Genomic DNA, 19281 nt, shown 5'->3' on the forward strand with positions numbered 1-19281 from the left:
TCAGGCGGTTCAGCTAAGGCGTGACTTCAAAGCGGCAAGCTCGGCCGTCAGTGCCTCGGGCAGGGAGTCACCGAATTTGGCGTACCACTCTTCGATGGAAGCCAGTTCAGCGGCCCACTCCTCGGGGTCGACGCGCACGGCGTCCTCCACGTGGGCGTGGGTCAGGTCTAGTCCAGTCAGGTCCAGAGAGTCGCCGGTCGGAACGAAGCCGATAGGGGTCTCGACAGCGGCAGCCTTGCCCTCGATGCGCTCGATAGCCCATTTGAGGACGCGGGCGTTGTCACCGAAGCCGGGCCACGCGAACCCGCCGTCAGCGGTCCGGCGGAACCAGTTGACCAGGAAGATCTTGGGCAGGCGTGCCGGGTTGGCCTTGGACGAAACGCTGATCCAGTGCTTGAGGTAGTCCCCGGCGTCGTAGCCGATGAAGGGCAGCATGGCCATCGGGTCGCGGCGGAGCACGCCCACCTGGCCGGCAGCAGCTGCCGTGGTCTCGGAGGACAGCGTGGAGCCCATGAAGATGCCGTTGGTCCAGTCACGGGACTGGGTGACCAGGGGCACCGTGGTCTTGCGGCGGCCGCCGAAGAGGATGGCAGAAAGTTCCACGCCATCAGGGCTGTTGTATTCCTCGGCCAGCATGTCGATCTGGGAGATCGGCGTGCAGAAGCGGGAGTTGGGGTGGGCCGCGGGCTTGTCAGAGTCCGGGGTCCAGGAGTTGCCCTGCCAGTCGGTCAGGTGGGCGGGGACCTCATCGGTCATGCCCTCCCACCACACGCCGCCGTCGTCAGTGAGGGCAACGTTGGTGAAGATGCTGTGGCCCTTGGCGATGGCGCGCATGGCATTGGGGTTGGTGCCCCAACCGGTGCCGGGGGCTACGCCGAACAGGCCGGCCTCGGGGTTGGTGGCGCGGAGTTCGCCTTCCTTGCCGATCCGCATCCAGGTGATGTCGTCACCCAGGGTCTCAACCTTCCAGCCTTCGATGGTGGGATCGAGGAGCGCAAGGTTGGTCTTGCCGCAGGCGGAGGGGAAAGCAGCGGAGACGTAGTACTTCTTCTGCTCCGGGGAGGTCAGCTTGAGGATGAGCATGTGCTCTGCCAGCCAGCCCTCATCACGGGCCATCACGGAGGCGATGCGCAGGGCGTAGCACTTCTTGCCCAGCAGCGCATTTCCGCCGTAGCCGGAACCGAAGGACCAGATGGAGCGCTCTTCGGGGAAGTGGACGATCCACTTGTCCGGGTTGCAGGGCCAGGCCACGTCCTTCTGGCCCGGGGCGAGCGGAGCGCCCAACGAGTGCAGCGCGGGAACAAAGAAGGCGTTGGTCTCGGTGATCTTGTCCAAAACCGGCGTGCCGATATTGGCCATGATGCGCATGGAAGCGACCACGTAGGCGCTGTCCGTGATTTCGACGCCGAACTTGGGATCTTCAGCATCGAGGTGGCCCATGACGAACGGGATCACGTACATGGTGCGGCCGCGCATGGAGCCGGAGAACAGGCCTCGCAGCTTGTCCTTCATCTCGGCCGGGGCCATCCAGTTGTTGGTAAAGCCTGCGTCGCGTTCATTCTCGGAGCAGATGAAGGTCTGCTCTTCCACGCGTGCAACGTCGGCGGGATCGGAGAATGCGGCGAAGGAGTTCGGGAAGAGCTCCTGGTTCAGCCGGGTCAGGGTGCCCGCTGCGACCAGCTCGTCCGTCAGGCGGGTGTTTTCCTCTTCAGAGCCGTCAACCCAGTGGATGCTGTCCGGCTGCGTGAGCTCAGCAACCTCTTCGACCCATGCGAGCAGCGCAGCATGTGTGGTGGGTGCTTTCTCAAGCAGCGGCTGTTGTGCCAGATCGCCCATTGCGGTTCCCTTCCTCGGGTTCATCGGTGTGTCCTAAATGCTATGGGCCGACCGGGCCTCATTTTCTGTAGCACCGATGCACCTTCGTGAGCGTTTGGAGGAGAAACCGCGCAAAATCAAGGAAACAACGTGCAAAACGGTCGAATTAAGTGACGAAGGTCACCTATACCGGTCTAGTCACCCATATTACATGCCGTTCGATTTGGCAGGAGGCACCGGCCTCGCGTAAAGTAATTCGAGGTTCGGGGAGCGAGATACTCCGCGAAACAGAATATGCGCCCATAGCTCAGCTGGATAGAGCGTCTGTCTACGGAACAGAAGGCCGGGGGTTCGAATCCCTCTGGGCGCACAGAATGAAGGCCACACCGGTTCGCCGGTGCGGCCTTCCTGCTTTAAGACACCACCAGCCGCCCGTGGAACCCCGCGGCCCCGGCGTACCCTGGAACCACGCGGCCCCGGCGTACGCTGGACCAATGACCCCTCAGGCTCTGGAACGCGAATTTGACGTCATCGTGATAGGCGCGGGCGCAGTGGGAGAAAACGTGGCGGACCGCGTGGTCCAGGGCGGACTCACCGCGGTCCTCGTTGAAGCCGAGCTGGTGGGCGGGGAATGCTCGTACTGGGCCTGCATCCCCTCCAAGGCCCTGCTCCGCTCCGGCACTGCCCTGCATGGCGCCCAGACGGTTCCCGGGGCAGCGGAAGCAGTCACCCGGACTTTGGACGTGGCTGCGGTCCTCAAGCGCAGGGACTATTTCACCGGCAACTGGCAGGACGATGGCCAGGTGAAGTGGGTGGAGGAAACGGGCATTGAGCTCATTCGAGGCCACGGCTGGATCACGGGAGCGCGGTCGGTCGAAGTAGCCGGGCTGGACGGCAACTCCTACCAGCTCAAGGCCCGCCACGCCGTCGTACTGGCCACCGGTTCAACCCCCACCATGCCGCCCATCCAGGGCCTTGCCGATCTCCAGGTCTGGGGCACCCGGGAGGCCACCTCCGCCAACGAGGTCCCTGCGCGTCTGGCAGTCCTTGGTGGCGGGGTTGCCGGGACCGAGTTGGCACAGGCCTTCGCCCGGCTGGGTTCGGACGTAGTACTGGTGGCCAGGAGCGGCCTGCTGGGCAGTTTTCCGGCAGAAGCGTCAAAGCTCGTGGCGGCAGGACTGCGCGCGGACGGGGTGGAGATCCATCTCAACACGTCCACCGAAAGCATCCGGGAGAACCCTGACGGCACCTTCACGCTGTCGCTGGGCGGCCAGGACGCGGTCACTGCAGACAAGGTCCTGGTGGCCACCGGAAGGCACCCCGCACTGGAAGGGCTCGGACTGGAAAGCCTCGGCTTCGCGGCGGAGGACGGCAAGTCACTGACGCTCACCGCCGATTCCACTGGGCTCGTCCAAGGGACACCCGGCGACGAATCCTGGCTCTACGCCGTGGGCGACGCGGCCGGCAGGAACTTCTTCACGCACCAGGGCAAGTACGAGGCCCGGGCAACCGGTGACGCCATTGCAGCACGGGCCAAGGGCGAACTCCGCGGCGCCCCGGAAGCCTGGAGCCGCTACGCCCACACGGCCAACGAACACGCGGTCCCGAGTGTGGTGTTCACCGATCCCGAGCTCGCCACAGTGGGTCGCACGGTGGCGCAGGCCGCGAAGGACGGGTACAACGCCTCTTCCGTGGAGCTTCCCATCCAAGTGTCCGGCTCATCCCTCCACTCGGAGAATTACGAGGGCTGGGCGCAGCTGGTGGTGGACGAGGACCGCAGGGTGCTGCTGGGCGCCACGTTCGCCGGCCCGGACGTGGCCGAACTGCTGCACGCCGCCACCATTGCCGTGGTGGGCGAGGTGCCGCTGGACCGGCTTTGGCACGCGGTGCCGTCGTTTCCCACTGTCAGCGAGGTTTGGCTGAGGCTGTTCGAGAAGTACGGCCTGTAGGTCTATTTGAACTGACCGGTCAGTTTAGTTAGACTGTGGGCAGACAGTTTCCTGCGAAAGGTCCTCTTTGCTCTCCGCCCAGCAACTCCATGTGAAAGGCCGGCGCGGCGACCTCCTTCCGCCCACTTCCCTGCGTGCCGGCCGCGGCGGGCTGCTGCTCGTCGTCGGCGAGCGCCAGGACCAGCGGACCGCGCTTGCCCTCGCCATCAGCGGACGCATGAAACCCACGGGCGGCCGGATGGCCTGGGATGGCAGTGACCGCATCAAAACCCTCCGCCTCGCCAGCGCGCTGGTCGATTCCCCTGGTGTGAACGAACCGGAGGAACACCTCAGCGTTCGCGACCTGGTCACCGAGGACCTTGCCCTGATCCCCCGCCGCTACCGCGGGGCGCTGCTCAGCAAGCCATGGCTGAAAGTCAACAGCTTCGAGGACATCGCGGACCTGTGGACCGAGCAGTTGCCGCCGGACCGTCGCCTTGAACTGCTGACCGCCCTGGCACTGGCCAACCCGCACACGGACCTCCTGGTAGTGGACTCCCCCGACAGGCACAGCGCCCACGCAGCGGACTGGCTCCCGAGACTAGAGGAGCTGGCGTACGACGGCGGCCGGCCGCTCGCCGTCGTCGTCACCGTCGCTGCCCTCCCGGCAGGGTGGAGCGGCCCGGCGGCCGTCATCGGCAACTCTGTCCACAGACCCCAGGGTGTTCCGGCCGAGGCCCCCGAAAGCGACTTCCGACTCGAAACCGAGGATGCCAAGTGACTGTTCTGCGGCTGGCCCGTTCCGAACTCAAGCGGATGACCGGCGGGCTGCTGCCCAAGCTGACCATCCTGGCGCTGATCATGGTGCCGCTCCTCTATGGCGCCGTGTACCTGTACGCCAACTGGAATCCCTATGGGAACCTGAACCAGATCGACGCCGCCCTGGTGGTCGAAGACAATGGCGCCACGTCGGGTGACGGCACCGAACTTCAGGCCGGCAGGAAAGTGGCGGACGGTCTCGTGGACGGCAACGTCTTCCACTGGACGCCGGTGGGCACCACGGCCGAGGCAGATGCGGGAGTCAGCAGCGGCAAGTACGCCTTCGCGCTGAAAATTCCGAAGGACTTCTCCACCAACCTCGTCTCCCCCGGCAGCTTTGATTCAGCCAGCCAGGCCATGCTGAACGTCACCACCAACGATGCCAACAACTACCTGCTGAGCACCATCGTGGACAAGCTGACTACCGCCGTCCACACCACCGTGGCTAGGGAGGTGGGCGAGGAGACCGCCAACCAGCTGCTCTCCGGTTTCGGCACCATCCACGCCCAGATGGTCAAGGCAGCCGATGGCGCGGGGCAGCTTGCCGACGGCGTTGCCTCCCTCCGCGACGGCGCCACTACCCTGCATGCGGGCACCGGCGAACTCGCCGCAGGGGCAGGGGACCTCTACGCCGGGCAACTGAAACTCCGGGATGGCGCAAACCAGCTGACCGACGGCGCCGGGCAGCTCAGCAGCGGACTCTCCGTGCTCAAGGACAAAACGGCCACGCTGCCGACCGACACCCGGACGCTCGCCAATGGCGCGGCTCAGGTGGCTGCCGGAAACGCCCAGCTGAACACGAAGATCCAGGGCGTCGTGACGCAACTGGATGCCGCGGACCAAGGGCTCCGGACCCGGGTCATTGAATCGAACGCCCGCCTGGTCGCCGAGCAGGTGATCACGCAGGCGCAGGCCGACAGAATCCTGGCCGACGTTGACACCGCTGCCGCCTCCGGCCCGGTTGCCGCAGCGAAATCCACCATCCAGGCGGACGCGGCGCAGATCCAGCAGCTCGCGGACGGTTCCGAAGCCGTGAGCGTGGGCGCGGCCCGGCTTGCTGCGGCCACCCCCGCCCTCAAGGACGCCATTGGCCAGGCCTCAGCCGGCGCAGATCAGCTCCACACCGGCGCAGCCACCCTGGCCACCGGGCAGCAGGCAGCCCTCGACGGCGCCGGAGGGCTTGCTGAAGGAGCCCGGACGCTCGATGCCGGCGCGGCGCAGCTTGAGGCGGGGGCCCGCACCGCAGCGGAGGGCTCCCGGACGCTGGCTGACGAAATTGCCAAGGGAGCCGGGCAGGTTCCGCACCCGGACGAGTCGCAGAAGAGCAGCCTTTCGCAGGTGATCGCCGATCCCGTTTCGGTCAGCAATGTCTCCCAGGCCAAGGCTGAGTCCTACGGCGCCGGCCTTGCCCCGTTCTTCCTGACGCTCGCCCTGTGGATTGGCATTTTCATGCTGATCCAGGCGATGCGTCCCATCACCCAGCGGGCCCTGGCGTCAAACGCCCCCGCCTGGAAAATCGCCGTCGGGGGCTGGCTTCCGTTCCTTGCCGTCTCGGTGGTGCAGGCCAGCCTGCTGACCCTCGTGGTTGATCTGGCCCTGGGCCTGAATCCGGCGCATCCGGTGCTGATGTGGCTCTTTATGCTGGCCGCAGCCATGGCGTTCAGCGCCATCATCCAGGGCGTAGTGGCATTGTTGGGATCGCCCGGAAAGCTCGTGGTGCTCATCCTGCTGGTGCTTCAGCTGGTGTCCTCCGGGGGAACCTTCCCCTGGCAGACCACGCCGCAGCCGCTGCACGTGGTGCACCAGATCCTGCCGATGGGCTACGTGGTGACCGGCATGCGTCACCTCATCTACGGTGCGGACCTGTCCATGATCGTGCCCACTGTCGCTGGGCTGCTCGGCTACACGCTGTTGGGGGCCGCGATGTCCACGCTCGCGGTGCGGAAGAACAAGTACTGGACCCTCAAGACCCTGAAGCCGGAGATCGCGGTATGAGCGCCGGTGTGGGCCCCGGTTTGGGGAGGGAAGAGCCGGAGCGGGCTCCTGCGGACAAGAAGCTGCGGCCGGAACGAACGAATGCTACGCGGCAGAAGCTGTTCGAAGCCTCGATGGAACTGATCGGCGAACGCGGCGCCGCCGGCGTCACGATGGACGAGATCGCCGCGGCAGCCGGCGTGTCAAAGGGCACCGTCTACTACAACTTCGGCAGCAAATCGGATCTCATTGCACAGCTCCTGCGGCATGGCGTGGACATCCTGAAGGAACGCCTGCTGACCGAGCAGGGGGACGCTGCCGATCCGTTGGTGTCAATGGAGTCGATGATCGGCCAGGCCATGGATTTCATGGCCGAGTACCCGTCCTTCGCCCGGCTGTGGGTGAGCGAGAACTGGCGCATCCCCAGCGAATGGCAGGACACGTTCGCCGTGCTCCGGGCGGAGCTCCTGGCAGTGATCGGTGCAGCCATCGACAAGGTGGCCGCTGTTTATCCTGTGGATGCGGGCATTTCGCGCGGCAGCCTGGAAACGGCAATCTTCGGTGCCTGCTTTGTGGTGGGGTTGGACCGCCAGACCTACAACCCGGAGCGCACCCGTGACCAAAGCGTTGCAGCAATCATGGCAATCATGCGCGGCTACGTGGCCAAGTAGCTTTGGCCTCAGGGATGATTGATCCCATGCGCCACATGGGGAACAGCGGAAAGCTCGCCTTGATCGCGGCTGTCGTCGCGCTGCTCCTGCTCGTTTTGACGGCCCTCACCCTCGAGGAGCCGGTTCTCTTCGCGTTCCTTGGGCTGGTGGCCCTTGCCTACGTTGCCGCCCTGTACGAGGTCTTATCCCGACGCCGGCATGCGGTGGCCGTCGCCACAGGCCTGGGGACCTGCCTGACGCTCGCCTTTTCCCTGGCCTTTGTCAGCACGTGGGAGCTCGCGTACGCCAACCAGTCCTCGATCATCGGCACTCCGCTCCCCACCGGCGATCCGGATGACTATTTCTACCTCGCCGCCGGCTCCGCGGTGGGCACACTCATGGTCGTGTTCCTTGGCGCGGCATGGCCCGCCGTCAGGAGGCTTGGGGCTCCCCCGAGGAAGCCCTCGCCGGCCAGGCTGCGGCCCGCTTCTCCAGCCCGCCGGCCGCCGGCCAGGGTTCCTGCTGCCCGTGGTTCAGCAACCCGGAGCGCTGCCGGTCAGCGCTCGTCCGGGTCCCGCGCGCCGGCGCGGCTGCCCGGCGCCGCAGCGACGCGGCCCTCATCCCCGGCCTCACCCGTGCGCAAGGCGGCGCCCAATCCGGGCTCGAAAGCCCCGTCCCGCCGCTGACCGGGCCTGCGGCTTCCGGTGAGCACCGCCGTCGCCACACCGCCCAGGAGGAGAAGCCCGCCCAGCAGTTCGGCCGGCGTCGGCACCTCCCCCAAAGCGAGCCACGCAGCGGTCATTCCCACCACCGGCACCAGCAGGGTGAACGGAACCACGGCCGACGAAGGGTATTTGGCCAGCAGCCAGTTCCAGATCCCGTACCCCACCAGCGACCCAAAGATGGCCGTGTACAGCGCGCTCAGCAGCGTTACGGGCTGAAGGTCCCCAAGCGCCCCGAGCACCGCGTCCGGTCCGTCGACCAGAAACGACAGCCCGGCCAGGGGTACCGGCACAACGGCGCCGGACCACACCACCAGCCCCAGCCCTGAGGCCGCTTTGGCTTGACGGGCGATGACGTTTCCTGCCGCCCATGACAGTGCAGCTCCGAGGACGATGACGAGCGGGAGCAGCGGCGCCACTGCACTGCGGCCAACAGCCACCACGGCCAGTCCCGCAATGCCCAGTACGACGCCGGCCAGCTGGCGGCGGCTGGGCCGCTCGCCCAGGAACAGGGCAGCCAGCAGGACCGTCAGCAGAACCTGTGCCTGCAGAACCAGGGAGGCGATGCCAGCGGGCATGCCCAGCGCCATGGCCACGTAGAGGAGACCGAACTGGCCTGCACTCATAAAGAGTCCGACGCCGATGATCGCCTTCCAGCTGACGTCGGGCTTCCTGATGAAGAAAATCAGGGGGAAGACCACAAGGACGAACCGCATTGCCACGAACAGAAGGGGCGGAACCTCACGGTCGCCCGCGTGCAGGCCCAGGTCGATTGCCACGAAGTTCAGGCCCCAGAGAACGGCGACCAGCAGGGCAAGGAAGGAGTGGCGGAGGTTCACCCGTCCAACTATTGCAGACGGTGGCGGCCGGGGTCCCCCTGCCCGCGGGGTCAGTGCGCCCGTGGCACCTTGAACTTGGTCAGCCGGGCATCCTGGCCGTCCAGCTCGGCCCAGGACTTCTCCGTTTCCAGCACTGTGAGGGCGCTGGTGGGAAAGCGGGTCGCGGCATCCATATAGGCGTCGTGGTTCGAGTCCCGTGAGGCAAGGTGCATGGCGAGGTCCTGGACTCCTGGCATGTGTGAAATGAGCATCAGGGTGGTGACGGTGTCCGGCACATGGTTGACCACTGTGAGCATGCGCAGCGCGGAGGCGGCGTACAGACCGTCTTCCAGTTTCGGCGTCGGAGCCTTATCCCCCAGCTCCGAGCACACCCAGGTGCACGTCTGGCGGGTGCGGAGGGCGCTGGAGCACAGGATGAAGTCCGGAACGATGTTGTGCTTGAGCAGCCACTTCCCGGCAAGGGGCGCCTCCCGGTGCCCGCGCTCCTCCAACGGCCGTTCATGATCAGCAACCCCGCCGGGCCAGTCGGCTTTGGAGTGGCGCATGATCACCAGTCGCTTGATGTGATGCTCGCTCATCCCCCAAGCCTAACGCCGCCGCATCACCATAGCCGCGGAGGCACCTGCTCGCTGGTCCCGAACGCGCAAAAGCGACTTTCCGCGTAGTGCCGCATCGCCGACTGAGGAACGAAGGAGGTGTCTAAGGCACGGCGGAAAGCCGCTGTTGCGCGTCGCGTAAGGACTAGATCGAGTATTCCGGAGCGGCCCAGACAACAACTTCGGGGTGCTCGTAGAAGCGGTAGCCCTGGCCGCGGACGGTGCGGACGGTGTTGGCGAGGCGGCCCAGCTTGGAGCGGAGACGGCGGATGTGGACGTCGATGGTGCGCTCGTTGGGGACTTCCTCGGCGTTGCGCCACAGGCCCTCGAGCAGTTCGTCGCGGCCCACGGTGCGGGTGCCGTTTTCCACGAGGTAGTTCAGGAGTTCGAATTCCTTGAAGGTCAGGTTGAGGGACTCGCCGTCCAGGTGGACTTCGCGTCGGGCCAGGTCGATCAGGACACCGGAGGGACGCGGGTCCTGGGGCTGCTGCAGCCGCGCGGTCTCGGTGCGCTTCTGGGCATTCACGGTGGGGTCACCGAACGTGGAACGCACGACGTCGAGCGCGGAACCGGGTGTGCCGGCCGGGGCCACGGCCACGGCAGCATAGCTTTCGGCGCCGGTCACGAGCGACTGTGCGTAGGCGCGGATTTCCTGGGCAAGCTTGGCGATGGAGGTTCCGGCGGCCGCGGCGGTTTCTTCGTCGATGCCCATGTACAGGACAAAGCCGCGGGCCAGGTTCTCGTTGGCAACGGGCCGTACGGCGTTGGGACCGGCCACGACCGGCGTCGGAGCCGTCAGCGGCGCCGCCTCGGCGGGCTGGACAGCGCGGAGCTGGCCGTAGGAGTTGGGGTTGTAGCCCTGGGGCGTATAGCCGGGGGCGGGGAAACTGGTGCCGGGGGCCGCGGGGGCGAATGCCGGGCGGGCGCCGAAACCTTGGCGGAGGCCTGAAGCCTGGCCGGCCTTGCCTGCGTTACGGACGGAGATGTGGACGTATCCGGATGCAACGGTCATGTTTGCTTACCTCAATGTGAATGGCCGTCATCGCGGCTCGAATGCTGGGTTCCCCGCAATGAAGAGGTGGGGAGGGCGCCCTACGCTGGGCTGGGGGGGCGAATGCCTAAGAACTTCGTGGGGTCTGAAGGTCAGGCGTGCATTCGACAACAGCGCATGTCGGCGGCAGCTGGTGTGCTGGGCCAATATTCTGCGGCTGCAGGTGCTGTTGAGTTCTTGTTCACAATTGAAGTGTGCAACGTAACAATGAAAACTTGCAAGTAACAAAGGGCCTTTAGTTCCGCATTGTGAGACAAAGTGGCTCTTTGTGGTGTAGATCACGATTCTGGATCGGCGGCGAATTGCCGGTTGGCTTTCGCATCGGACGCCCTATTGCGCCCGTCTTTCGAAGATGCTTCGGGTGAAATGGATCCTTCGGATTTTAAATTCATCCGTGAATCCTTTACCGAAATTGGGCCGCTGTTTGGGCCGCGTGTCCAGCCCTGAGGGCCCGGAACAGCGTTGTAGCTGCGGGCTCCCCCCGCCCCGCAGCGCCCCTTCAGCGCGGCCGGGAATCCTGCGCCCTCACCCCGTCCAGCTGACTAGGCTGGGATTCACAGCGTGCACACAGGAAGCCCATAGCGCGCGCTAACCAGAAGATCGGAGAGTTGTCCCATGGCCACTTCGCACTCCATGACCAACAACCTTCCGCAGTTGACCCACCCGGACGGCTCCCCCATCAGGGCCCTGGTGGTTGACGACGAGCCCAGCCTCTCAGAGCTCATGAGCATGGGGCTTCGCATGGCCGGATGGTCTGTTGCCGTGGCCGCTGACGGCCCGGAGGCCGTCAAGCTGGCCAAGGAGTTCCGCCCGGACGTCCTGGTACTTGATGTGATGCTGCCCGGGTTCGACGGCGTGGAGCTGCTCGGCCGGATACGGGCCTTCGCCCCGGAGGTTCCTGCGCTGTTCCTGACCGCTAAAGACGCCGTCCAGGACCGGATTGTGGGCCTGGCGGCCGGCGGGGACGATTACGTCACCAAGCCGTTCAGCATGGAGGAGGTCCTGCTGCGGCTGCACCGCCTGGTCCAGCGGTCCGGCGTTGCCGCCATGGATACCGCTGAACTCGTGGTGGGCGATCTGGTCCTCAACATCGACACCCGCGAGGTCACCCGCGCCGGCGATGACGTCCAGCTCACTGCCACCCAGTTCGAGCTGCTCCGTTACCTGATGGAGAACCCCAAACGTGTGATCAGCAAGGCCCAGATCCTTGACCGCGTCTGGAATTACGATTTCGGCGGCCAGGCCAACATCGTCGAACTCTACATTTCCTACCTGCGCAAGAAAGTCGATTCCGTGCACCCGCCCATGATCCACACCGTGCGGGGCGCCGGTTACGTCATCAAACCGGCGGAGTAGCCCTTTCATGTCCTCATCACTGGCCACCCAGCCACACCGCCGGAGCTGGCTGAAGCCCGCCACCTGGCATCTGCGTACCCGCCTTGTCCTGCTCGCCATGGCGCTGCTGGTGGCCATCTGCGGGGCCGTCGGCCTGTTCAGCTACGCATCCATGGATTCCTTCCTGACGCGGCAGCTCGATGACCAGCTGAGCCAGGCCGCGAACCGTTCGAACGATCCCGGCCGGCCTCCCTCGGGCGGAGGATTCAACGGCAGGGACCCGCTGGACGCCCGCGGCCAGAGTGTGGGAACCCTCAACGCCCGCATCGTGAACGGACAGATCAACAGCGGCGGCTACCTGGACTCGGACACCACGCGCTCTGCGCTCAGCTCTGAGGACAAGCAGACCCTGCTCGCCTTGGCGCGGAACGGCAACCCGGTGGACCGCTCACTCTCCAACGGGGACTACCGGATCGTGGCCGTGGAAACCGGCTTCGGCGACGTCCTGGTAACGGGGCTTCCACTCGCCGGCAAGGAGAGCACCCTCGCCTCCCTGGTGTGGACGTTCACCTTCGTTTCCCTCGGCGGCTTGGCACTGATCGGGCTTGCCGGGACAGTGCTCATCCGGCGCACCATGAAGCCGCTGGAGCAGCTTTCAGAGGTTGCCACCCGGGTCTCGCGGCTACCCCTGGATGCGGGCGAGGTGGCACTAGCGGTGCGCGTTCCGCCGTCGAACTCCAACCCCGGAACCGAAGTGGGCAGCGTGGGCCACGCCCTCAATCTGATGCTGGACAACGTGGCCAATGCACTGGAGGCGAGGCAGAAGAGCGAAACCAAAGTACGCCAGTTCGTGGCCGACGCCTCGCACGAACTCCGGACTCCGCTGACAGCCATCCGAGGCTATACGGAACTGATGCGGATGACCGAGAACTTCACGCCTGACGGCCGGAAGTCCTTGGCGCGGGTGCAGAGCCAGTCGGAGCGCATGACCACCCTGGTGGAGGACCTGCTCCTGCTTGCCCGGCTCGACGAGGGCCAGCCGCTCAAACTCAGCGAGGTGGACCTCACCCAGCTGGTGATCGAGACGGTCAGTGACGAAAAAGTTATCGCCCCAGGCCACACCTGGCGCCTCGAACTGCCGGACGAGCCGATCGCTGTCACCGGTGACGCATCGCAACTGCGCCAGGTCCTGGTGAACCTGCTCTCCAACGCCCGCAAGCACACTCCGCCGGGAACCACCGTGGTGACCGGGGTCAGCAGGGCGGCTGACGGCAGCGCCGAGGTGACAGTAACGGACGACGGCGGCGGCATGCCCGCCGAATTCGTGGACAAGGCTTTTTCGCGGTTCGCCCGCGCAGACGCTTCGCGGGCGGGCACGGCGCACCCTTCCGGAGCCGCCGCATCCGAGGGCACCAGTGGCCTGGGCCTGTCCATAGTGCAGTCCATCGTCGAGGCGCACGGCGGCACTGTCACGGTGACATCCGGCCCCGGCCACACGGCCTTTAGACTTCGCTTCCCCTCCAGTGCCCCGAATACACAAGCGGACACACCGGCGTCGTGATCTCTGTTACCAAAATGTGACTTAAGGGTGTGACTCCTGTACCGTCGATTGGGTGCAGTTCCTTTGGGCTGCATATCCGGATGACGCCAAGCTCTGCCGCTCCCCGGATTCCGCGTTCAGAGGCAGAGGCGGGGGACCCACGGTCCCGGGCCCAAGAGTGCCCTTGGGGTTAAGCCAGCACGTGAACTTTCCGTGTGGCCGGATGCCCTCATCCGAACCCGACAGCTAACTCCGCAGGTGTGAGAGGCGATCCATCATGTCTGAATTCAAGGTACAAACGCGCCCGGAGAACGGGACACCCAAACCGCACGGCCGCCGGAAATCTTCCGAAGCGGAGTCAGCGGCCCCGGCAACAGCGACCTCCGGGTCCACGCCCAACCCCACCGCACGGCTGGCCAAGCTTCCGTCCATCGGCCGGCGTGCAGCCGTATTCACCGCAGCGTGTGCGCTCCTCATCGGTGTGGGTGCTGCAGGCCAGGCGTCCGAGTCCAGCTCACTGCTGTCGGCCGGCGAGACCCAGCCAACTGCCGAAGCCTCCGCCGAGGCGGGCTCCAACCTCAGCTTCGGAACGGCCGAAGTCCGGGCGAAATCCGCTCCGGAAGCCGCGCCGGCAGGGATCAGCGTTGCCCCGCAGGCTGCCGAGCCGGCGCCTCCCGTAGCCCCGGCCCCCGCACCGGCGCCCGAGCCTGCGCCAGCCCCGGCGCCCGAACCCGCCCCCGCACCGGCACCGGCACCGGCAGTGGCAGTCAATGACCCGGCCGGCGCCCAGGCGTATGCTGCCGGGCAGCTGGCGTCATACGGTTGGGCCGCTGACCAGATGCAATGCCTGACGACGCTCTGGACGAAGGAATCCGATTGGACCACCACAGCCACCAATGCCAGCAGCGGCGCGTACGGCATCGTCCAGTCATTGCCTGCTGAGAAGATGGCGAGCGCCGGAGCTGACTACCTGACGAACTACCGCACTCAGATCAACTGGGGCCTGAACTACGTCAAGGAGCGCTACCAGTCGCCGTGTGGTGCGCTGAATTTCCACCTCTCGCACAACTGGTACTGAGCACAAGCCTCCGTCCCTGTTGGCTTTGAGCCGTCCGGGGCATACTGGGGCCATGAAATTCACCACCACCATACTTGGCAGCGGCAACAAGACCGGTATCGAGGTCCCGGCGGAGGTGGTCGCCGGGCTGGGCGCAGGCAAGCGGCCACCCGTCGTCGTGACCATCAACGGTAAGAGCTACCGCAGCAGCATAGCCGTGATGGGCGGCCAGAACCTGATCGGGGTCAGCGAGCACAACCGCGAATTCACCGGGGTCTCCGCCGGCGACACCGTCGAGGTGGACGTCGAACTGGACACCCAGCCGCGCATTGTCGAGGTTCCGGATGACCTCGCGGCAGCCATGGCCGCCGATCCTGATGCCCAGGCGTTCTATGCCACCCTCAGTTACAGCAGCCAGCGGCGCTACGTGGAGCCACTTGCAGATGCCAAAACGGAGGAGACCCGGTCCCGGCGGATCGCCAAGGTGGTTGCCGACCTCAAAGCCGGAAAGAAATAATCCTTTGCCCCTGCGCATCTGACGTCACCGAGGCAGAAACCGCTGCGTAGTCCGGGATGTGCAGCACCCCTGGCGGCAGCGCGCCCGTCCTGGGCCCCACCGCCACAGTCCTGATGCCTGCGGCCACACCGGCAGCGATTCCGGCCGGCGCATCCTCAAAGACCACGGCGTCAAAGGGTTCCACACCAAGCAGGCGGGCCGCCGTCAGGTAGCCCTCGGGGTGCGGCTTGCCCCGGGACGCAAGCTCTGCCGTCACGGACGTTTCCGGCATCGCCAGGCCGGCGGCTTCCATCCGGATGCCCGCCAGGACCCGGTCCGCCGAAGTCACCAGCGCCACGAGGTCGGCCGGAAGGCTCGCGAGCAGCCTTGCCGCGCCAGGGATGGCGATGACCCCGGCCGTCCGCACCCGCTCCATGGCACCGAGCTCGGTGGTGAGTGCTGCGACATCCGCCCCCGCGGGAGCGAACCGGCGCACGGTGTCGACGGCCTGTACGCCGTGCGAGGTCCGAAGGATTTCGTCGATGTCCATCCCGTACCGGTCGGCCAGCTCGCCCCATACCTCCTCCACGACGGCCGTCGAGTCCACCAGGGTGCCGTCCATGTCGAACAGGACGGCTCGGCAGATGAGCGTGCGTGTGGCGGCAGGCGCGGGGAGATTCATGCTCCCCATTTTGCCCTTCCGGTTCTGCCTGGCAGGGCCTCCCCTATGAGTCCCGCCCGGGGATGTACTGCACGGCCCACTTGTTGCCGTCCGGATCAGCAAAATAGACGAAGTGCCCCCAGTCCTGCACGCCGATATCACTGACGTCCACGCCGTTGTTCTTCAGCTGGTCGTGCGCGGCCTGGATGTCGCTGACCACCAGCTGCAGGTTCGGCGCGCTGCCTGGCGGGGCATCCGTGAGCCCCTCGCCGATGCTGATCGAGCAGGCCGAACCGGGCGGTGTCAGCTGGACAAAACGGATGGAGTCGGTGGGCCGCTCGTCGAAATCCGCGTTGAATCCCACCTTGTTGACGTAGAAGTCCTTGGCGCGGTCAACGTCGGATACTGGCACAAAAACGAGTTCTAGTTTCCAGTCCATCCGCACAGGTTAGCCGCGGGAAAGTGAATCCGGAAGGCCGTGGGCAACAGGGCTGTACCGGCAGTTAGCCTGCGATGCCGTACAGGCGGTCGCCGGCGTCGCCGAGTCCGGGGACGATATAGGACTTCTCGTTGAGCTTTTCGTCGATCGATGCCAGGACGATTGTCACGTTGGCGTCGGCGAGTTCTTCCTCCAGCTTGGCCAGTCCCTCCGGTGCGGCCAGGAGGCAAATGCACGTCACGTCTGAAGCGCCCCGTTTGAACAGGAACTTGATGGCTTCGCGCAAGGTGCCGCCGGTGGCCAGCATGGGGTCCAGCACAAAGATCTGCCGGTCCGTGAGGTCGTCCGGGAGACGTTCGGCGTAGGTGATGATGTCCAGCGTCTCCTCGTCCCGGGCCATGCCGAGGAACCCGACTTCGGCGGTGGGAACAAGCTTGGTCATGCCCTCGAGCATGCCCAGGCCGGCGCGGAGGATGGGGACCACCAACGGGGTGGGCTTGGTGAAGGCAGTTCCTACCGCGGTGCTCACAGGGGTTTCGATGGTGACAGGCTGCGTGCGGACCTCGCGGGTGGCCTCGTAGGCCAGGAGGGTCACCAGCTCTTCCGTCAGCTGCCGGAAGACCGGTGACGGGGTGTTCTTGTCCCGAAGGACGGTGAGCTTATGGGCGACCAGCGGGTGGTCCACAACGAGAGTGCGCATGGGTCAAAACTATCACCCGGGCGCAGGGCCACCGCCCGCGGAACCGCTCTCCGCAGCGCGCTCTGCAGAGCCCCCGGCAGAGCCCTGCACGCGTGCGCCGTCTTCCGTGTGGTCGTCCCGGAGGACCGGGTGTTCGAAGGTTGGGGACGGACCCGCGTGCTCACGTTTGCGCAGCAGATGGAACAGCCTGTGCGCCAGTATCACCATGGCCACCCAGGCAAGGCCAAGGAACCAGCCGGCCATCACGTCCGTCAGCCAGTGATGACCCAGGAACACCCGGCTCAGGCCCATCGCAATGATGAAGATGGCGCCGGCAGTGATGGCCGTGATGCGCGCCCAGACCACCTCGAACTGGAGGCAGATGATGTACACCAGCACCCCAATCACCACCGTGGTGTTGAGTGTGTGGCCGCTCGGGAACGACGGCGAGGTTTCGTAGGGCGGGACGGCGTCGGCGTGGTCCGGGCGGGTCCGGCCTACGAGCCGTTTGCCGAAGGTGGTCGCCGTTGTTGATACGGCCGCCGCGCCGCCCACCAGGATGACAGGCCGCCACGTCCTGCTGAGGAAGGTGAGCCAGGCCGTAAGGAGGGAGGCGAGGATGGGCATGCCGATGCCCCCGCCTAAGTTCGTGAACCCGGTAACAGCCGAGTCCAGCACCGGGTTCCGGAGCTCCTCGGCAAGCTGAAGAGCCGGCTGGTCCAGATTCGCCAGCCCGGCATCATCCACCACGTTGTCGTACACCTCGGCACCCAGCAGCGCCATGGCAACAACCAGTACACCACCGACCAGAAGGGTGATCCACATAGCGGCGTACGGTTTGAACCACTGTCCCAGACGGTCCCTGAGGGTGTCCGTGTCCACGTTGCCTCCCCGGCGTCCATGCTTTGCTGGCGCGATATCCTTCGAAACTATCATTGAGCCATGGTCCAGTCAGAAAAGGAACACAGCGAGTGGATGGACCTTGCCCTGGCCGAGGCCCGGAGTGCGCTCGATACCGAGGACGTACCCATCGGCGCGGTGGTGATCGGTCCCGACGGCGGGGTGCTCGGTTCGGGACGGAACCAGCGTGAGGAGCTGGGCGACCCCACCGCCCACGCGGAGGTGGTTGCCATCCGTCGGGCCGCGGACAGGTTGCGTGAGCTGGCCAGGATCGGCGGCGGCACCGGTGATGGCTGGCGGCTTGCGGACTGCACGCTGGTTGTCACGTTGGAGCCGTGCGCGATGTGCGCCGGAGCTGTTGTCCTGGCCAGGATTCCCCGGGTGGTCTTTGGTGCCTGGGATGAGAAAGCCGGGGCTGCGGGCTCCGTCTTCGACGTCCTTCGAGAGCGCCGCCTCAACCACTGGGTGGAGGTCTACGGCGGTGTCAGGGAAGAGGAATGCGGTGCCCTGCTGAGGGATTTCTTCGCAACCCACCGCAGCCGGCTTTAGCTCAGGACCCTAGTCCGCGGAATCCAAAGCGTCGATCCGGTCCTGGCGGGAGCCGGCCGAGTCCAGGCTGAACGAGCGGAAATCACCGAGTTCGTCCCGTATCCATGCCTCCACCTCGCCAATCCGCCGGGTTACCGCTGCCGTGGCGCCGTCGAAGAGCCAGTGGGAGATCCTGCCTTTCCCGGGGTCGTACTGCCAAAGGCCGATGATCCGGCCGCGGTCCAGGATGGGGTGGTCGGGAAGATCCGCTTGCAGGGCAAGGGCTGAGCCCAGGACTTTCCTGTCCTTGTCCTGTTCCGCGAACAGGTCCGCTGAGTTCCGCCGAAGCAGGACGAGGGAGTCGGTGCCGGCGAGCAACTGGATCTGCTCCCCTGCCGGTGCCTCAAAAGCGGCGAGGCGTTCGACGTCGTCGGGCAGCATCCACAGCACCTCGCCGTTACCGGCGGTCACCTCCACAGCCGCGACGGCGGCCAGCGCGGCCCTGGTGTGGGCCGAGGTAAACCCGGTAAACCACTGGGACTGCTTGATGGTTGCTCCGCCGGTCCAGCCGAGGTAGCGCTCCACAAGCAGGCTGCGGGCGGCGGCGTCATCCATGGCGGTGGTCGGCAGGTTCCACAGGGCGTAGGCATAACGCTGCTGATCGAGGCGGCCGTTGACGGGTACCCGGCGGATCCGGCCGTCCGCCTGCAGGAGGCCCAGGGCGGTGGGAAGGGTAGTTGCGGCGCCCTTCTTCTTGCCTTCTTCGCCGAGGTTCCGGACTGAATTGCCCAGCAACTCCTTGAGCTGCTTGGGGTCCAGCGGGCCGCCCGCCTCGGCCAGCGCATGGAGGATCTCCTCCTCAAGGAGCGTGATTTCGCCTCGCTCGACCCCCATCCTGGCGAGCACCCGGAAGGGCGCCACGGCAGCGTCCCGGCCCACCTGCAGGCCCCAGGCGAAGTCCTCGTGGCCCAGAACGTACGTGCACCCGCGGGCTGTCGGCAATTCATGGATCTTCACGGACAGGACGTCGGCGTCCGCCTCCTCGCGGCTGGTTCCTGCCCGGGCGAAAAGGGTGAGGTACGGGTTGGCGCCTCCCACGGAGCGAGCCCAACCCACTGAAGTGAAAACGTCTGCGGCGTCCGCGCCCAGCAACGAACCGTCGAGGCCCTGCTTATGCCAGGCCCAGGCGCGGAGCAGCTCAGGCGTTAGCATTTCCGGCGGGATCGGCGGGAGCGGCTGCTGCAGAACAGGG

The 19281-nt window shown here is 66.0% G+C and carries 18 protein-coding genes, 1 tRNA gene and 1 riboswitch; of the genes, 10 read left to right on the plus strand and 9 right to left on the minus strand.

Annotated features, from left to right (window positions below; genetic code table 11):
* Window positions 1-9: 9 nt before the first annotated feature.
* The gene (locus ABIA70_RS12380; protein ID WP_354147867.1) at window positions 10-1836 is read right to left on the minus strand and encodes a phosphoenolpyruvate carboxykinase (GTP); all 1827 of its coding nucleotides are present in this window, start codon (window positions 1834-1836) and stop codon (window positions 10-12) included.
* Window positions 1837-2111: 275 nt separating this feature from the next.
* Here ABIA70_RS12380 and ABIA70_RS12385 point away from each other — a divergent pair.
* From ABIA70_RS12385 to ABIA70_RS12405, 5 genes are all read left to right on the plus strand, one after another.
* Window positions 2112-2185: transfer RNA gene (locus tag ABIA70_RS12385), tRNA-Arg, on the plus strand.
* 124 nt (window positions 2186-2309) lie between these two features.
* Window positions 2310-3764 (plus strand): dihydrolipoyl dehydrogenase family protein, encoded by a 1455-nt coding sequence (locus tag ABIA70_RS12390; RefSeq protein WP_354147868.1) that lies wholly within the window; start codon window positions 2310-2312, stop codon window positions 3762-3764.
* 67 nt (window positions 3765-3831) lie between these two features.
* Window positions 3832-4524 (plus strand): ABC transporter ATP-binding protein, encoded by a 693-nt coding sequence (locus ABIA70_RS12395; RefSeq protein ID WP_354147869.1) that lies wholly within the window; start codon window positions 3832-3834, stop codon window positions 4522-4524.
* Window positions 4521-6557, plus strand: a complete 2037-nt coding sequence (locus tag ABIA70_RS12400; RefSeq protein WP_354147870.1) for a YhgE/Pip family protein — start codon at window positions 4521-4523, stop codon at window positions 6555-6557. Before ABIA70_RS12395 ends, ABIA70_RS12400 begins: the two co-directional genes overlap by 4 nt.
* Window positions 6554-7207 carry a TetR/AcrR family transcriptional regulator gene (locus ABIA70_RS12405; RefSeq protein WP_354147871.1) on the plus strand — a complete coding sequence of 218 codons (654 nt, stop codon included), beginning with the start codon at window positions 6554-6556 and terminating at the stop codon, window positions 7205-7207. Before ABIA70_RS12400 ends, ABIA70_RS12405 begins: the two co-directional genes overlap by 4 nt.
* Window positions 7208-7742: 535 nt before the next feature.
* On the opposite strand, the gene ABIA70_RS12410 is transcribed toward ABIA70_RS12405, so the two are convergent.
* The 3 genes from ABIA70_RS12410 to ABIA70_RS12420 all read right to left on the minus strand — a co-directional run bounded on the left by ABIA70_RS12410 (window position 7743) and on the right by ABIA70_RS12420 (window position 10355).
* The gene (locus ABIA70_RS12410) at window positions 7743-8747 is read right to left on the minus strand and encodes an EamA family transporter (protein WP_354147872.1); all 1005 of its coding nucleotides are present in this window, start codon (window positions 8745-8747) and stop codon (window positions 7743-7745) included.
* A 50-nt stretch (window positions 8748-8797) separates the two neighbouring features.
* Window positions 8798-9325, minus strand: a complete 528-nt coding sequence (locus ABIA70_RS12415) for a SixA phosphatase family protein (RefSeq protein ID WP_354147873.1) — start codon at window positions 9323-9325, stop codon at window positions 8798-8800.
* A gap of 163 nt (window positions 9326-9488) precedes the next feature.
* On the minus strand, window positions 9489-10355 hold the full coding sequence (locus tag ABIA70_RS12420; RefSeq protein ID WP_354147874.1) for a winged helix-turn-helix domain-containing protein: 867 nt from the start codon (window positions 10353-10355) through the stop codon (window positions 9489-9491).
* A 654-nt stretch (window positions 10356-11009) separates the two neighbouring features.
* Here ABIA70_RS12420 and ABIA70_RS12425 point away from each other — a divergent pair.
* The 4 genes from ABIA70_RS12425 (at window position 11010) to ABIA70_RS12440 (ending at window position 14843) form a co-directional block, all read left to right on the plus strand.
* A complete protein-coding gene (locus ABIA70_RS12425; protein ID WP_354147875.1) occupies window positions 11010-11750 on the plus strand; it encodes a response regulator transcription factor in 741 nt (246 codons plus the stop codon).
* 7 nt (window positions 11751-11757) lie between these two features.
* Entirely contained in the window at window positions 11758-13290 is a 1533-nt protein-coding gene (locus ABIA70_RS12430; RefSeq protein ID WP_354147876.1) for a HAMP domain-containing sensor histidine kinase, read from the plus strand.
* 91 nt (window positions 13291-13381) lie between these two features.
* Window positions 13382-13541, plus strand: a riboswitch (cyclic di-AMP (ydaO/yuaA leader).
* Window positions 13542-13546: 5 nt separating this feature from the next.
* Window positions 13547-14347 (plus strand): aggregation-promoting factor C-terminal-like domain-containing protein, encoded by an 801-nt coding sequence (locus ABIA70_RS12435; RefSeq protein WP_354147877.1) that lies wholly within the window; start codon window positions 13547-13549, stop codon window positions 14345-14347.
* A gap of 52 nt (window positions 14348-14399) precedes the next feature.
* A complete protein-coding gene (locus tag ABIA70_RS12440) occupies window positions 14400-14843 on the plus strand; it encodes a YdeI/OmpD-associated family protein (protein WP_354147878.1) in 444 nt (147 codons plus the stop codon).
* Here ABIA70_RS12440 and ABIA70_RS12445 read toward each other — a convergent pair.
* The 4 genes from ABIA70_RS12445 to ABIA70_RS12460 all read right to left on the minus strand — a co-directional run bounded on the left by ABIA70_RS12445 (window position 14824) and on the right by ABIA70_RS12460 (window position 17426).
* Window positions 14824-15504 (minus strand): HAD-IA family hydrolase, encoded by a 681-nt coding sequence (locus ABIA70_RS12445; RefSeq protein WP_354147879.1) that lies wholly within the window; start codon window positions 15502-15504, stop codon window positions 14824-14826. The genes ABIA70_RS12440 and ABIA70_RS12445 overlap by 20 nt on opposite strands.
* Before the next feature lie 43 nt (window positions 15505-15547).
* Window positions 15548-15922, minus strand: coding sequence for a glyoxalase superfamily protein (locus ABIA70_RS12450; protein ID WP_354147880.1), 375 nt, complete (start codon window positions 15920-15922; stop codon window positions 15548-15550).
* Between the two features lie 64 nt (window positions 15923-15986).
* Window positions 15987-16622 (minus strand): uracil phosphoribosyltransferase, encoded by a 636-nt coding sequence (gene upp / locus ABIA70_RS12455; RefSeq protein WP_354147881.1) that lies wholly within the window; start codon window positions 16620-16622, stop codon window positions 15987-15989.
* Window positions 16623-16634: 12 nt separating this feature from the next.
* The gene (locus tag ABIA70_RS12460; protein ID WP_354148301.1) at window positions 16635-17426 is read right to left on the minus strand and encodes a phosphatase PAP2 family protein; all 792 of its coding nucleotides are present in this window, start codon (window positions 17424-17426) and stop codon (window positions 16635-16637) included.
* Between the two features lie 117 nt (window positions 17427-17543).
* On the opposite strand from ABIA70_RS12460, the gene tadA reads away from it, so the two are divergent.
* Window positions 17544-18050, plus strand: a complete 507-nt coding sequence (gene tadA / locus ABIA70_RS12465; RefSeq protein WP_354147882.1) for a tRNA adenosine(34) deaminase TadA — start codon at window positions 17544-17546, stop codon at window positions 18048-18050.
* A gap of 9 nt (window positions 18051-18059) precedes the next feature.
* On the opposite strand, the gene ABIA70_RS12470 is transcribed toward tadA, so the two are convergent.
* Complete coding sequence (locus tag ABIA70_RS12470) at window positions 18060-19241, minus strand: DNA glycosylase AlkZ-like family protein (protein ID WP_354148302.1); 1182 nt, start codon at window positions 19239-19241, stop codon at window positions 18060-18062.
* Window positions 19242-19281: the final 40 nt, after the last annotated feature.

Origin of the sequence: Arthrobacter sp. 754 (assembly GCF_040548695.1) — a bacterium.
Lineage (GTDB): Bacteria > Actinomycetota > Actinomycetes > Actinomycetales > Micrococcaceae > Arthrobacter.